The sequence below is a fragment of the Paenibacillus taichungensis genome (assembly GCF_050994985.1).
Classification (GTDB): domain Bacteria; phylum Bacillota; class Bacilli; order Paenibacillales; family Paenibacillaceae; genus Paenibacillus; species Paenibacillus taichungensis.
In genome coordinates this window covers 3,461,633-3,475,009 of sequence record NZ_CP194720.1, presented here as the reverse complement: position 1 = coordinate 3,475,009, position 13,377 = coordinate 3,461,633, and the positions used below count along the sequence as shown (strand labels likewise).

At 48.5% G+C, this 13,377-nt stretch carries 14 protein-coding genes and 1 pseudogene; 13 read left to right on the top strand and 2 right to left on the bottom strand.

Annotation, left to right across the window (positions count from 1 at the left end; translation table 11 throughout):
• The first annotated feature begins 51 nt into the window (after window positions 1–51).
• The 3 genes and pseudogenes from ACR1R9_RS15415 to ACR1R9_RS15405 form a co-directional block, all read left to right on the top strand.
• Complete coding sequence (locus ACR1R9_RS15415; protein WP_433923226.1) at window positions 52–858, top strand: SDR family oxidoreductase; 807 nt, start codon at window positions 52–54, stop codon at window positions 856–858.
• Between the two features lie 178 nt (window positions 859–1,036).
• Entirely contained in the window at window positions 1,037–3,553 is a 2,517-nt protein-coding gene (gene hrpB / locus ACR1R9_RS15410; protein ID WP_433948932.1) for an ATP-dependent helicase HrpB, read from the top strand.
• Window positions 3,554–3,686: 133 nt separating this feature from the next.
• Window positions 3,687–3,896, top strand: a pseudogene (locus ACR1R9_RS15405) (general stress protein); the annotation flags it as partial.
• Window positions 3,897–4,426: 530 nt separating this feature from the next.
• Here ACR1R9_RS15405 and ACR1R9_RS15400 read toward each other — a convergent pair.
• The gene (locus tag ACR1R9_RS15400; protein ID WP_433956374.1) at window positions 4,427–4,828 is read right to left on the bottom strand and encodes a YidH family protein; all 402 of its coding nucleotides are present in this window, start codon (window positions 4,826–4,828) and stop codon (window positions 4,427–4,429) included.
• A gap of 70 nt (window positions 4,829–4,898) precedes the next feature.
• Between ACR1R9_RS15400 and ACR1R9_RS15395 the strand changes: the two genes are divergently transcribed.
• The 7 genes from ACR1R9_RS15395 to ACR1R9_RS15365 all read left to right on the top strand — a co-directional run bounded on the left by ACR1R9_RS15395 (window position 4,899) and on the right by ACR1R9_RS15365 (window position 11,038).
• Window positions 4,899–6,044 (top strand): acyltransferase, encoded by a 1,146-nt coding sequence (locus ACR1R9_RS15395; RefSeq protein ID WP_433923229.1) that lies wholly within the window; start codon window positions 4,899–4,901, stop codon window positions 6,042–6,044.
• A 320-nt stretch (window positions 6,045–6,364) separates the two neighbouring features.
• Window positions 6,365–6,739, top strand: coding sequence for a helix-turn-helix transcriptional regulator (locus ACR1R9_RS15390; RefSeq protein WP_063563231.1), 375 nt, complete (start codon window positions 6,365–6,367; stop codon window positions 6,737–6,739).
• A gap of 2 nt (window positions 6,740–6,741) precedes the next feature.
• Window positions 6,742–7,743 carry a Gfo/Idh/MocA family protein gene (locus tag ACR1R9_RS15385; protein WP_433923230.1) on the top strand — a complete coding sequence of 334 codons (1,002 nt, stop codon included), beginning with the start codon at window positions 6,742–6,744 and terminating at the stop codon, window positions 7,741–7,743.
• A 292-nt stretch (window positions 7,744–8,035) separates the two neighbouring features.
• Window positions 8,036–8,476, top strand: coding sequence for a ribonuclease (locus ACR1R9_RS15380; RefSeq protein ID WP_076289582.1), 441 nt, complete (start codon window positions 8,036–8,038; stop codon window positions 8,474–8,476).
• 17 nt (window positions 8,477–8,493) lie between these two features.
• Window positions 8,494–8,769: a barstar family protein gene (locus tag ACR1R9_RS15375; RefSeq protein ID WP_099853184.1), complete on the top strand. Its 276-nt coding sequence runs from the start codon at window positions 8,494–8,496 to the stop codon at window positions 8,767–8,769.
• Window positions 8,770–8,957: 188 nt separating this feature from the next.
• Complete coding sequence (locus ACR1R9_RS15370; protein ID WP_433923231.1) at window positions 8,958–10,244, top strand: MFS transporter; 1,287 nt, start codon at window positions 8,958–8,960, stop codon at window positions 10,242–10,244.
• A 110-nt stretch (window positions 10,245–10,354) separates the two neighbouring features.
• Window positions 10,355–11,038 carry an ArsR/SmtB family transcription factor gene (locus ACR1R9_RS15365; protein ID WP_433923232.1) on the top strand — a complete coding sequence of 228 codons (684 nt, stop codon included), beginning with the start codon at window positions 10,355–10,357 and terminating at the stop codon, window positions 11,036–11,038.
• Between the two features lie 158 nt (window positions 11,039–11,196).
• Here the strand turns inward: ACR1R9_RS15365 and ACR1R9_RS15360 are convergent, their stop codons facing one another.
• On the bottom strand, window positions 11,197–11,763 hold the full coding sequence (locus tag ACR1R9_RS15360) for a TraR/DksA C4-type zinc finger protein (RefSeq protein WP_433923233.1): 567 nt from the start codon (window positions 11,761–11,763) through the stop codon (window positions 11,197–11,199).
• Window positions 11,764–11,968: 205 nt separating this feature from the next.
• Between ACR1R9_RS15360 and ACR1R9_RS15355 the strand changes: the two genes are divergently transcribed.
• The 3 genes from ACR1R9_RS15355 to ACR1R9_RS15345 all read left to right on the top strand — a co-directional run bounded on the left by ACR1R9_RS15355 (window position 11,969) and on the right by ACR1R9_RS15345 (window position 13,377).
• Window positions 11,969–12,346 (top strand): DivIVA domain-containing protein, encoded by a 378-nt coding sequence (locus ACR1R9_RS15355; protein ID WP_024630343.1) that lies wholly within the window; start codon window positions 11,969–11,971, stop codon window positions 12,344–12,346.
• Between the two features lie 62 nt (window positions 12,347–12,408).
• Window positions 12,409–12,843, top strand: a complete 435-nt coding sequence (locus ACR1R9_RS15350) for an Rrf2 family transcriptional regulator (RefSeq protein ID WP_076289587.1) — start codon at window positions 12,409–12,411, stop codon at window positions 12,841–12,843.
• Window positions 12,844–12,879: 36 nt separating this feature from the next.
• Window positions 12,880–13,377 (top strand): metallophosphoesterase family protein, encoded by a 498-nt coding sequence (locus ACR1R9_RS15345; RefSeq protein WP_433923234.1) that lies wholly within the window; start codon window positions 12,880–12,882, stop codon window positions 13,375–13,377.

Here is a 13,377-nt window from a genome sequence, read left to right as displayed (position 1 = left end):
ATGAACGTACATTCTTACATAATTACTGAGCGAGAAGGAGTGGAATGGATAATGACACAACATAACGGCAAACCAAGATTCGAAGGCAAAGTCGCCATTATTACAGGTGCTGGTTCGGGGATTGGCAAAGCCGCAGCACTCAAACTGGCGAGTGAGGGAGCACATGTTGCACTGCTCGATCTGGTTAATGATCGGATTTCGGAGACGGAAGCCGAAATTAATAAGCTGCGTGCAGGTGCGGCAAGAGCATTCGATGTAGATATTTCCGATCCTGCCCGGGTGGAAAAAGCAGTTCTGGAGACCATTGAATTGTTCGGCGGTCTGGATATCGTTTTTGCCAACGCAGGTATTAATGGTGTATCGGCACCGATTGAGGAAATTCAGGTTGAGGATTGGCAGCAGATTATTACGACCAATCTGAACGGGACTTTTTTTACGGTCAAGTATGCACTGCCTCATATGAAGAAACGTGGTGGCGGTAGTATCATTATCACGAGCTCCATTAACGGTAATCAGCGCTTCTCCAGCTTCGGCATGTCGGCGTACAGTACATCTAAGGCGGGGCAGGTTGCTTTTGCGAAGATGGCTGCGCTGGAATTGGCGAAGTTCAAGATTCGTGTCAATGTCATCTGTCCTGGAGCGATTGCCACAAATATTGACCAAAGTACGGTCAAAACGGATGAGTTGCATCAAATCGTCATTCCGATGGAGTTTCCGGAAGGCCAGCAACCGCTTGCGGACGGACCGGGTCAGCCAGAGCATGTCGCTGATCTGGTAGCTTTCCTGGCTTCTGCGGAGTCCAGACACATTACAGGTGCGGAAATTGTCATTGACGGTGCAGAATCTCTGCTGAGCTAAATGAGCATTTTGTATCCATCCTTAGAGCGACTTTCAATCAGCGTCGTGGCAAGTTAAATGGAAGGATGTAAAATGTTGAAAATGGATGTATCTATGAAGTCGTTCCTCTGGAACGGCTTTTTTTGTTATAATGCTAACATTCGAATAGACACGTGGAACATTAATTAGGAGAGATGAGATGAAGACGGATTTACCGATACAACAGATTATTCCTGAGCTAAGGCAGTTATTTCAGGAAAAGGATACGGGTGTGTTAATTGCGGAACCAGGTGCGGGTAAAACGACCGTAGTCCCGCTCGCACTGCTGGAGGAGCCATGGGTTGCTGGACGGAAAATCATTATGCTGGAGCCCCGCAGGCTCGCCGCTCGCTCGGCAGCTGCACGAATGGCAGCTTCACTAGGTGAAAAAGCAGGACAGACCGTAGGGCATCGGGTGCGGATGGATACGCGTGTAAGTCAGTCCACTCGCATAGAAGTGGTGACGGAGGGTGTATTGACCCGGATGCTTCAACAGGACCAGGGCCTGGAAGACACGGCGATGATTATCTTTGATGAATTTCATGAGCGGCATCTACATGGTGACCTTGGTTTAGCGCTTGCGCTTGAATCCCGGGCCATGCTGCGTCCAGATCTGAAACTGCTGGTGATGTCGGCCACACTGGACCCCGCTCCTGTCTGTACGCTGCTTGGTGAGGGGACCCAATGGATTGACTGTCCTGGACGAACATTTCCGGTGGATACCCGATATGTATCCAAACCGGCATCCGAGCAGGTCGAAACTTTTACGGCTGAGGCCGTCGTTAAGGCATTGGCAGAACAGGAAGGGGATGTGCTGGTTTTCCTACCGGGTGCAAAAGAAATCCATCGCACAGAGCGAGAGCTGTCCAACCGTATGATTCCTGCTTATGTTGAGGTACATGCTCTATATGGCAGCATGCCTGTAGAACGGCAGGATGAAGCTGTGCGACCCGCAGATGAAGGTAAACGGAAGGTTGTGCTGTCCACGTCGATTGCCGAATCCAGTCTTACCTTGGCTGGAGTCAAAGTCGTGGTGGACGCAGGGCTGAGCCGTGCGTCTGTATTTTCGCCGCGGACCGGCATGAGTCGGCTCGTTACCCTGCCGGTATCCAAGGCGTCAGCCGATCAGCGGCGAGGGCGCGCAGGGCGGATTGCACCGGGCGTGTGTTACCGGCTATGGAGCGAAGAGGCCCATGGCGCACTGCCTGAGGCAGCAAAGCCGGAGATTGCCTCCGCGGACCTTGCGCCGCTGGCGCTGGAGCTTGCCGCCTGGGGTGTCCAGTCCCCTGCAGAGCTGCAGTGGCTGGACACCCCGCCTGCCGCAGCCTACGGCCAGGCACAGGCGCTGCTGCGCCAGCTGGGCGGCCTGGACGAAGCAGGCCGCATCACGCCCTTCGGGCGGCGGATGAACACGCTTGGCGTGCATCCGCGACTGGCCAGCATGCTGCTCCGCGCGGCGGAGCTTGGGCTGGCCAGCTACGCCAGCATGCTGGCGGCACTGCTGCAGGAGCCTGCGGGCCTCCGCAGCAGTGGCAGTGCAGGCGCGGGCACCGATCTGCGCCCGCGCGTGGAAGCGCTGCTGACTGCGGACAGCAGCGGTATGCCGCAAGCGGCAGCGTCTGTCGCAGACGTCGCTGCCGTGCGGCGCATGCTCCTGGAGAGCCGCCAGCTGCGCTCGGCGCTCGGCCCGGCGGCCGATTCGGTACGGCCGGATGAGGACAGCTGCGGATGCCTGCTGTCCTTCGCTTATCCGGACCGGATCGGGCAGCGCCGGGAGGACGGCCGCTATTTGCTGAGCAGCGGCCGTGGGGTGCGGCTCGCAGCGACAGAATCGCTGAGCCGTTCAGCCTATCTGGTCGCAGCCGAAGCCGACGACCAGGGCGCGGATGCGTGCATCCTGCTGGCTGCGCCGGTGCAGGAGAAGAGATTGCTGGAGCTGGGGCCACACCTGCTTCATGAAGAAGTGCAAGTGGCCTGGGACCGAAACACGCGCAGTGTGCGGGCACATAAAAGGCTGCAAATTGGAGCCATAACATTGAAAGAAAGTAGCATTGCACAGCCACCCGAAGATCAGGTGCTCCAAGCATTACTCTCAGGAATACGTATCGAAGGGCTGGATTGCCTGCCCTGGACAAAATCATCGCGACAGCTGGCGGACAGGATGCGCTTTTTGCATCATCATTTGCCAGAATGGCCTGATCTCATCGAAGATCATCTGACCGAAGAACTGGCAGAACATCTCAGCCCTTTTCTGACAGGTATGCGATCTGCTGCGGATCTCAAGAGATTGTCGATGCAGGATGTGCTGCTCGGCGGACTGAGCTGGGAACAGCGACAGCAATTGGATCGTGAAGCTCCTACACATATTCAGGTGCCTAGTGGTTCACGTATTCCAGTGGACTATAGCCGACCTGAAGATCCTACGCTCGCGGTGAGACTGCAGGAGATGTTTGGACAGCAGGAGACCCCGCGTATTGGTGGTGGTCGAGTACCACTGACCATACATTTGCTTTCCCCGGCGCAGCGGCCTGTACAGGTCACACGAGATCTGGCCAACTTTTGGCGGGAGACTTATTTTGAGGTGAAGAAAGACTTGAAAGGTCGTTATCCCAAACATTATTGGCCGGATGATCCGCTCGAAGCGATAGCGACTAACCGGGCTAAACCACGAATTTAGCTAGAATGTGTTTTCCAACTTTGGTCTGAAATTTGGGCTGAACGCGCTCTGATATTGCGGTGGAAGGGTTTGAAAGAAAACAAGGCGGGTAATAACATAGCGAACCACTCAATTAGATGAGGAGGGATTCACTATGCAGAAGAAAATCGTAGGTGTGTTTAATACAGAACGTGAGGCATCATCCGCAATCGAGGGACTGAAAGCGCAAGGGTTTACTTCAGATGAAATCTCGGTAGTTACACAGGATCGGGATGAACTGAAAGCTATTCGCGAAGAGACGGGTACAAAAGCGCCCGAAGGTGTAGCTGCAGGTGCGGCAACAGGCGGAGTGCTAGGTGGAGTCGCTGGATTGCTCGCTGGTATTGGCGCATTGGCGATTCCGGGCATCGGTCCTATTCTGGCCGCAGGCCCTATTGCCGCAGCCTTTACGGGTGCAGCTGTAGGTGCAGGAGCAGGCGGACTTGTAGGTGGACTCGTGGGTCTCGGCATTCCGGAAGAGGATGCAAGACAGTATGAGGAATACGTGCAAAGTGGTAAAATCCTGCTACTCGTGGACTCTACGGATCGGGACACGGATGTTTATGACGTGTTTAGCAGTAACAGTTATGTGAACCGAGACAGAATCGATGTCAATCGGGATGATGTTACGGTTGAGCGCACGGATCTCGATATGGAAAATCAAAGATTGGAAGCTCGGGATAAGGCCGCTCGACTTGGCAACAATACTTTTCTATAATAAATCGGTTCAGTAAAGACAGGAATCTTCAACTGGAATGACATAAGTGAGCCACCAGGTGGTCATCAGCCGGTTTCCTTTAGAGGAAGCCGGCTTTTGTCCCTGTTTTAACTTCCTGCTGTAGCAAGGTTCAGGTGTTAAACCTGCCAGGCAGGGAATAACAATACATACAGTAATACGGCCAGGGCCAGTCCGATCACCAGCAGCATCAGCGTCAGGAACCGAATCAATTTCGTGGATGCCTGGAATGTTTGTGAATTAATCTGATTGCGTTTTCGGTGATAAGCGGAAGCAGAGCACAGGATGATCAGAATACCACTGACCAAGGAAGTAATACCAATGATGATTGCCGCGATATGGGCCATCCGATCATAGGCCGTTGAACTGAAGCCGAAGCCGGCTGCAAGAAAGCCGATCCCAACCATGGCAATGCCGGTACGAACCCAGGCCAAAAAGGTCCGCTCGTTAGCCAGATGCTGTTGTACATATTTGGAGTCAATGGTAGTTATGTCTTGGTCTGTATCTGAGATGTGAATCACCCCGTTCATCAATATATGGCTTCATTGTACGTCGTTTTCATGGCAAAACCAAGAAAGGAGGCTGTCTGTTATGCCTCGTAAAGAACGAATTACAGAAATTGAGAGTCTGAGGGGAATTGCTTTTGCGGCGGTCGTCCTTCAGCACTCCATAGCACATTATTCCGTGGTCCCAGAAGCGGGACTGGAAGACGGCGTATTGCTCGCGATCCTGCTAATGCTGTCCAAATTTGCAGTACCCCTGTTTATTTTCATCACAGGTATGGTGCTTTTCTATAATACAGGAGACAAGTTGCATTATGGACGTTTCATGCAAAAGCGTTTAACCGATGTCATCGTCCCCTATATGATCTGGTCACTGATCTACTTCACACTCGCGCCTCGCGGCTGGAACGGATTTGGTTGGCAGGATATCCCTGACCTTGGTTTAAAATTAATCACGGGTAAAACGACCTCGCATTTTTGGTACATTATTATGCTTATTCAGTTTTATCTGTTGTTTCCCCTGTTTTTGCGAGCAATCCGTTATGTCTATAACCGATATGAGGCGAAGGGGCGCACAATAGCTTTTCTGATTTCCGGTGTGGTGTACCTTGTGCTCGCGGATCAATTGCGAAATATCGCCAGGTTTATGGAATGGTTGAATGTCCCGGTGCTGACCGATGCCTTTACAACCTATGCCGATCGAAATTTTCTGTATTTCTTTTTTTATTTTGTGCTTGGTGCGGTAGCCGGGCTATCGGTTCAACGCTGGAATGAGTGGATTCAACGTTTGCGTTGGGGATACTGGACCGTGTTTATAGTCCTTGGTCTTCGGTTTATATATAAGTTAATGCAGGAGTTCCAGAAGCCGGAGGGTATACAGATTACCTTCTATACCGTTAGTCTCATCCGGCCGGATATGATCTTATTCCTCATTGCTTCCATCATGGTGATGTACCAGCTGGCTAGCAAGCTCCACAATATCAGAGTAACACGATTGCTGGCATGGATTGGCGGGGTTTCATACGGGGGCTACCTGATGCACATGCTGATGTTGCGCTACAGCTACATTCCCGATGAACAGTTTTATGTGGCATTGGGTTTAAACCCCGTAGTGCGCATGATCATCACCTGGCTGCTTGCGCTTACGTTATCCTGTGTACTCACATGGCTCATCTCCCGTGCAAGCTGGGGCAAGTGGATTGTGGGAACCGTACCGAAGTCCAAACCTGATTAACAGGTGAATACATCATCATATGAAAAATTCAGAACAACAGTGAGTTTAGGGCAAAAAAAATGAAGGCAACAACCTGAAAAAAAGTGACGCCAATAACACGACGAACACTTTTGAAATAAATTTTAAAATTTCATTGCATGAAAAATTCATAATAGAAAACCCAAATTCTCGCTCTACCTTACGTTCCTGCCTATCCATCATTTCTCCTTCTTGCCTTCCAATTTCCATGGACTAAAGGAAGAAAGACGGATAAAGATGGCAGAAGGGGAACATAAGTTTTATAATACTAGATATATAGAGCTGACAGGAGGGGAATGAACGTGGCTTTTATGATTGCGCAGCGGGCATTTATTAAGCTGTATCTGATTACGATGGTTGAACAGCATAGGGGATACGGCTATGAAATGCTGGAGGCAATGAAGCAGGAATTCAAAGCCTACGGTTATGTACCACCCCAGAGCGAGATATACCGGGCGCTGCATGAATTGGTTCAACAGGGTGTCTTTTATCGTACGAAGAAGCTGAAGGGCAGTGATCCCAAAGTCGATTTTCAGGAAATCGTTTTATATCACTTCACGGATGATGGTGCGGAGAAAGCTGAATTATATAAAAAACAGGTTAAAGCCGATCTCGATCGTTGTCTCGGCATGTTACACAAGGCAGAAGAGGACAATTACGGAGTGAAAGGAAGATAAGCATGGACAGACACTTACAGTGGGGTGTACTTGGTACATCTACAATCGCGAAAAATGCAGTCATTCCGGCGATTCAACAATCCGAACGTGGTGAAGTCTTGGCGATTGCCAGCCGCAGCAAGGAGAAGGCGGAAGCCCTTGCGAATGAACTCGACATTGCCAGAGCGTATGGTAGTTATGATGAACTCATTGCGGACCCGGATATTGAAGCTGTGTATATTCCTCTGCCGAACCACATGCACAAGGAGTGGACAATTAAGGCTGCTCAGGCTGGAAAACATGTATTATGTGAGAAACCAGCTGCTCTGAATTCAGAGGAAGCGGCGGAAATGATTGAGGTATGTCAACAGCACGGCGTACTGTTTGCAGAAGCCATTATGTATCGATACCATCCGAAGCATAGACGTGTGCAAGAGATTATAGCCAGTGGGGAGATTGGTACGGTCAGAGCCCTCCATGGCAATTTCACCTGTAATACTGCTGACGATAAAGATAATGTAAGGTTCAAAAGGGAAATGGGCGGAGGATCATTATTTGATCTTGGCGTATATCCTATCTCGGCAGCTCGCATGTATCTGGGGCAGGAGCCGGAAGCGGTAACGGTACATGCACTATTCTCGGAAGAACATGATGGCGTCGATATGATGGCCTCAGGACTTGTGGAGTTTCCCAATTCAGTAGCATTAACGTTTGACTGCGGCATGTGGGCTTCTGGACGAGCCGAGATGGAGATACTTGGTACCGATGGTCGGATTGAACTGCCCAAAGTGTTCGGCTGGGAGAACAGTGATATTCCACCACAGATTATCGTGCACACCGATTCCGTCAGCCGTGAGGAACGTGTATCGGTGTCCAACTCCTACGTTTTGCAGGTGGAGACCTTTGCAGCCGCAGTGCTTGAAGGAAAAGCGTTACCGTTTAGTCCGCAAAATACCATTCAGAATATGCGTGTTATTGATGCATGTCTGGAATCGGCAAGAACCCGTCAACGGGTGCAATTATAGATTAAAGCAAGAGCTAACATGATAGCATGATAGATGATAAGAAATGATCGAAATGGTAGACTCCATCCGCGGGATGTGAGTCTTTTGTTATATTTAAATGTTATATTTATATATTTTTACAATAATAACGGTTAAATTTGATATTTCCTCCAAAATGATGTGATATAAATAGTAAATAGATGGCTTGTTCACTATAATCTAGCAGAACGTACATCCTGGCAGAATTCACATCTCATATCACTTACATAGTGGCAACGTTCATCCATTTTAGAGTCATTGGGAGGCTGGATTTATGAAAAAGTTTTTGTCTTCAGCTCTGCTTGCGGTTATGTTAACGATTGTTTTCTTCACAGGTTCACAGATCGCTCCGGTTGGACAACAGAAGGCTTCAGCTGCAACGTGTACCATTATCAATACGTTTACTGGTGTGGCCAACTATCTCAGCGCTAACGGACAACTGCCATGTAACTACATTACCAAAGCACAGGCAACGGCACTAGGCTGGGTATCGTCGCAAGGTAATCTCGCTACGGTCGCTCCAGGCAAAAGTATCGGTGGAGACGTATTTAGCAACCGGGAAGGCTTGCTTCCAGCAGCGAGTGGCCGCACTTGGCGTGAAGCGGATATCAACTACACTTCCGGTTTCCGTAATTCTGACCGTATCCTGTACTCCAATGACGGCTTGATTTACAAAACGACAGACCACTATGCATCCTTTACTCGCTTGAAATAAGGAAGGACAAGACAGACATGAAGAGGGTAGTACTTAACGGTGAGGACTTTTACAGCACGACAGAGTTACATGAGCTATTGAAGCAAAAGCTTGAACTGCCAGACTTTTACGGTGCAAATCTGGACGCCTTGTGGGACTGCCTTACAGGCATGATTGAGCTGCCGCTTGAATTAATCTGGACGAACTACCAGATCAGCAAGGAACGGCTGGGTAGTGAGGCAGAGAAGGTGTACCAGTTGATGCTGGAGGCGGATGAAGAGAGTATTGGATTTCAATTCAAGACGGAGGACTAGTACATGAATTACGAATCATAGCAGCAAATATTGGTGCAAAGAGAACAGACCCTTCGGTCTGTTTTTTGTATTTTATAGGGAGATATACAACGTTAAAAATATTTTCACGAAAGGGTTGATTTTCGCATATCATACGTTAAAATAAAATAAACATTAAAAATATTTTCACGTTGAGAGGCGGAGTAATCATGAGCGAAGGTACAGTCGCACACAAACAAGGGATCGGGGAATTAATTCGGATTAAACCATATGTGCAGTTTATGGTGAGCAAGGTAGTATCCAGATTCGGCGATTCGATTGATTCCATTGCCTATAGCTGGATGGTGTACATTCTTACAGGTTCAAAGCTGCTAATGGGAACACTGCTGGCTGTTAACTTTTTGCCGAGTATCTTTCTGGGGCTGTTTGTCGGCGCACTGGTTGATCGCATGTCGCCCAAAAAGGTGATTGTGCTCACGAATACTGGTCGAGGATTATTTGTTGGCATTACAGCACTATTGTTTGGTCTGGGTGAGCTGCAAGTCTGGCATCTGTTCGTCATCACCATTTTGAATTCCCTTCTGGAATGTTTCGCGTCACCCGCAGAGGTATCCAGTGTACCGCGATTACTTCCCAAATCAATGCTGCTGTCTGGTAATGCCATGGCCTCATCTGCAACCCGGGTTGCAGAACTCGCAGGACTTGCAGTGGCGGGAACGTTAATTGCAACGGCAGGGATTACATGGACGATATTGATCGATGCGGGCTTGTTTGCTTTAAGTGCACTCCTGATGAGCCGTGTGGGGTACCCGAAAACTCAAACATCATCTAACAATGAAAATAAAACATTAGAATCATCTGATTCTCCTCCAGCAAGAAAAAGTATTTTTTCTGAAATGACAGAAGCCTTTCATTTTATGCGTAAACATGTGTTGTTACTGATCGTTTCCATTCTGTTTGCCTTCGTTAACTTCTGTCTGATGCCATTCAATGTTCTTCGCACGCCATATGTCATTGAAACGTTGCACGCCGGAGCAGGAGGGTTAAGTCTACTCAGTGGGCTGATTGTGGCAGGCATGGTACTGAGTGGCTTGTGGCTGTCTCACCGAGGATCGAATTACCGTAAAAGTGTGCTGGTCATCGTCGGCATTGTCATGTTGGGGCTCAGTTATGCCATGACTGCAATCCCGGCTTACATGACGTCCTACCAGCTGCCTGTTGCTGCTGCCTTTTGTCTGATGATGGGCATGGGGATTCCACTCGCTACAACACCCCTTGCGTCCTATCTGATGGAAGTTACGCCTTCCGATATGCTTGGCAGAGTGTATGCCCTTCAAAGTATGCTCGTTGTGAGTGTTGCTCCATTAGGCAGCTTGGTTTCAGGAGCCCTTGCCGATTGGGTGGCATTGCCGATTCTGTTTATCGTGTTTGGTGTTTTGCTTGCTATGTCAGCCGCTTTGGTACTTCTGAGCAAGACTTTCCGCACCGTTCTATAAAAAGGCTTCAGGAAGCCTGTTATCTTCAGCCTGTTTTGACCGAAACCCTGTTCGGACGGTATAATATACACATGATGGGCAACAGGTACCCCGGAAATGAGGATACAGGTATGCAGCGCAAAGTACTTTCAACGATTGAAGAAATCAAGGTCTACTCCGATCCGTATCGGATACAGATCATGAATATGTTTAATAAACAGGGTAGACCCTCTACGGTTAAAGAGATCGCAGACCAGATGGGCGAAGTGCCAGCCAAGGTACATTATCATGTGAAAAAACTGGAGAAAATCGGTCTGCTCACCATCGTATCCACTCGTGAAATTAATGGAATCATCGCCAAATATTATGAGCCCTTCAAGGGAGAAATCCAGCTCCGTAACGAAGATGAAGAGAATTCACCTTTGAAGGAGGTATTTCGTTCCGAAACCTTCAAATTGTTAAATGAAATGTTTGAGCAGAGCCGTCGGCGATTCATGAATCAGGCGGAAAACGGGGACCGTATGTTTATCTCAGATATGACGTTGTATGCTAGCCGGGAAGAAGTAGAGCAGTTGTACAACAACATTACGAAGATGTGTGAACCCTATTTAACGAAAGACAGGCATGATGCGGACCAAGAGGTCTTTCATTTATTCAGTGCCCTATCCAAAGATACGGTGAATAAGCCTGCTTCGGGAACCACTGGGAAATTGAAAAAGAAAGCTTCACCCGATAAGGGCAAGTCCGCTGCCAAAACGTCAAGACCTGCTAAAAAGCAGAAGGAATCCTCGTCTGGTGGTCAGGCGGAAGAGTAACCGAAGCATATTCATCGGCTTTATTGAAGTTCCGTCTGTGTAAAGATGATATGCTGGACCAAGAAAAAAGCCGCCATTGGCGGCTTTTTCATGCGTAATTTGGCATGGTGAAAGACATGTACCTATCTAAGCGTAAACGACCTTAATTCGTTCATAAACTACATGTTTTCATCATAATCTTTCACGTCACGTTTGGCTGCAGTTGCGGGGGAGTTCGATGTGCCATATTCCTCGACGGCTTCCCAGGCGTCAGCGTTATCGAACTTGCCAGCATTGCGCTGTCTTACTTCACCGGCACCGCTTGGCGGCATCGTCATGACTTCCTCCTCAACGGGCCGTTCGTTGCTTAACTCGCGGTTAGGCGTATCATCGATACAGTAGGCTGTGTAAGGGATCGCTTCGAGTCGTTCAAAGGGAATATCCTTACCACAGGTCACACATGAGCCATACGTTCCCTGTTCGATTCGCTCCAACGCTTCATTCACCTGGTTGAACTCGTCGGTTAACGTATCATCTATCGCCAAGTCACGGCTTCGCTCAAACGTCTCCGTACCAGCATCTGCTGGGTGATTATCGTATGATGACAGCTCGCCAGTTGAATCTTTCAGGGACTCGGCTGGAGCACCGTCTTCCATGCTGGATTCAAAATGACGCTGTAGGTTTTCACGTTGTTCCAAAAGAGCGTTTTTCATCTCTTGAAGTTGATCTTTGGTTAATGTACTCATAAGGACATGCTCCTTTCCCGCAATGGGGTTGTAGTCAGTCCTTACCCGAATTTCATAAGAAGCAATCAGTTTCATGTGTAAAGAGGGTCGTTCGATTTTATATCTGACGGATAATGTGTTATAAAAAATATAGAGAGAAAATGCGGCGGTATCGAAGATCTTCTTGTGCTTACCGCGGCGCGTTTGATAATGGAGGGTTGTCAATATGGATGAGCATATGAAACGAAGATTGGACAAACAAAGACAATTGTTCAAGCAATTGGGCGTGCAGCTCGACGCTTTATCGATTCATGAAAAACAATTCAATTATAAACTTCGTGGTTATGATCCGGATGAGGTGGATGCCTATCTAGATTTGGTTATTAAAGATTACGAACGTTTCTATGCCAATATAGCGGATCTGATGGACAAGTGGCAAGAGCAGCAGTTAACGATTCGGGATCTGAAGTCATCGGCAAAGCCAGTGGAAGATCCAACGAAGATTGATCGCAAACAACTGGATGATATTGTGAAGCAATTGGAGTACAGCGTTCGGCAATTAAAAATCCGGGCACGCCCTGAACAGGACCTGTTTTCCGAGTAAGTCTACACATCTGGGATGATATAAAATCAGCATTATAATGCTCAAATAAAAGGTGGTTAATCATGAGTACTCATTTTTCGGTCAGTGTGCATTGTTTGTTGTTGTTGTCTTTCAGCGCGCCTGAACGAATCACTTCGGCACTGATTGCAGGTAGTGTGAATACCAACCCTGTTGTGGTCAGACGTATTCTCGGCGGATTGAAAAAGGCAGGACTTGTGGACTCCTCACCGGGAACAAGAGGATTTTACCTCGCCAAGCCGTCAAGCGAAATCACATTAGCCATGATCTATCAGGCTGCCAAGGATGAAGGCCCATTGTTTCCGATTCACGGTAACTGTAATCCGAATTGTGATGTTGGCCTTCGTATTGATAGCCTTCTGACCAATTTGTATCAGGTTGCCGAAGCAAAGGTGGAACAGTTTTTCGCATCCATTACCCTTGAAGATATGGAGCGTTCCTGTTCCCAACTTGAAGTTCTTCCAACACATGCCGAATAAAGCGTAATGTAAGGGAAAGGGAAGGTGTGCTGTACTATGAAAATTATTGTCATCTCGGACACTCATTTACCTCGAAGAGCACGTAAATTACCCGATCCCTTGGTTGAGGCGCTATCAGATGCTGATCTGATTCTCCATGCGGGGGATTGGTCGGACTGGAGTGTACACAAGCTGCTTAGCGCTTATGCACCCGTTGAAGGTGTTGCCGGTAATACGGATCCGCCTGAAATAGGTCAAAAACTCGGGTTCTCCCGCATCGTTGAAGCGGACGGTTTACGTCTTGGTCTTGTACATGGTCATCTGGGATCGAAGTCTACAGAGCAGAATGCGATCCACACTTTTGCAGGACAGCAGGTGGATGCTGTAATTTTTGGACATTCGCACATTCCAGTGATGCATACGGTCAATGATGTGCTGATATTTAATCCGGGCTCTCCTACGGATCGGCGCTTTCAGCCCCAATATTCTTTTGGTATCATGAAGACACATTTAGGGAAGTTGCAGGCGGAACATGTTTTTTATGATGTAAAATAG

Coding starts and splice junctions, on each gene's coding strand:
- ACR1R9_RS15415 (WP_433923226.1), top strand. CDS start 52: ATGACACAACATAACGGCAAACCAAGATTCGAAGGCAAAGTCGCCATT.
- hrpB (WP_433948932.1), top strand. CDS start 1,037: ATGAAGACGGATTTACCGATACAACAGATTATTCCTGAGCTAAGGCAG.
- ACR1R9_RS15395 (WP_433923229.1), top strand. CDS start 4,899: ATGCCTCGTAAAGAACGAATTACAGAAATTGAGAGTCTGAGGGGAATT.
- ACR1R9_RS15385 (WP_433923230.1), top strand. CDS start 6,742: ATGGACAGACACTTACAGTGGGGTGTACTTGGTACATCTACAATCGCG.
- ACR1R9_RS15380 (WP_076289582.1), top strand. CDS start 8,036: ATGAAAAAGTTTTTGTCTTCAGCTCTGCTTGCGGTTATGTTAACGATT.
- ACR1R9_RS15375 (WP_099853184.1), top strand. CDS start 8,494: ATGAAGAGGGTAGTACTTAACGGTGAGGACTTTTACAGCACGACAGAG.
- ACR1R9_RS15370 (WP_433923231.1), top strand. CDS start 8,958: ATGAGCGAAGGTACAGTCGCACACAAACAAGGGATCGGGGAATTAATT.
- ACR1R9_RS15365 (WP_433923232.1), top strand. CDS start 10,355: ATGCAGCGCAAAGTACTTTCAACGATTGAAGAAATCAAGGTCTACTCC.
- ACR1R9_RS15360 (WP_433923233.1), bottom strand. CDS start 11,763: ATGAGTACATTAACCAAAGATCAACTTCAAGAGATGAAAAACGCTCTT.
- ACR1R9_RS15355 (WP_024630343.1), top strand. CDS start 11,969: ATGGATGAGCATATGAAACGAAGATTGGACAAACAAAGACAATTGTTC.
- ACR1R9_RS15350 (WP_076289587.1), top strand. CDS start 12,409: ATGAGTACTCATTTTTCGGTCAGTGTGCATTGTTTGTTGTTGTTGTCT.
- ACR1R9_RS15345 (WP_433923234.1), top strand. CDS start 12,880: ATGAAAATTATTGTCATCTCGGACACTCATTTACCTCGAAGAGCACGT.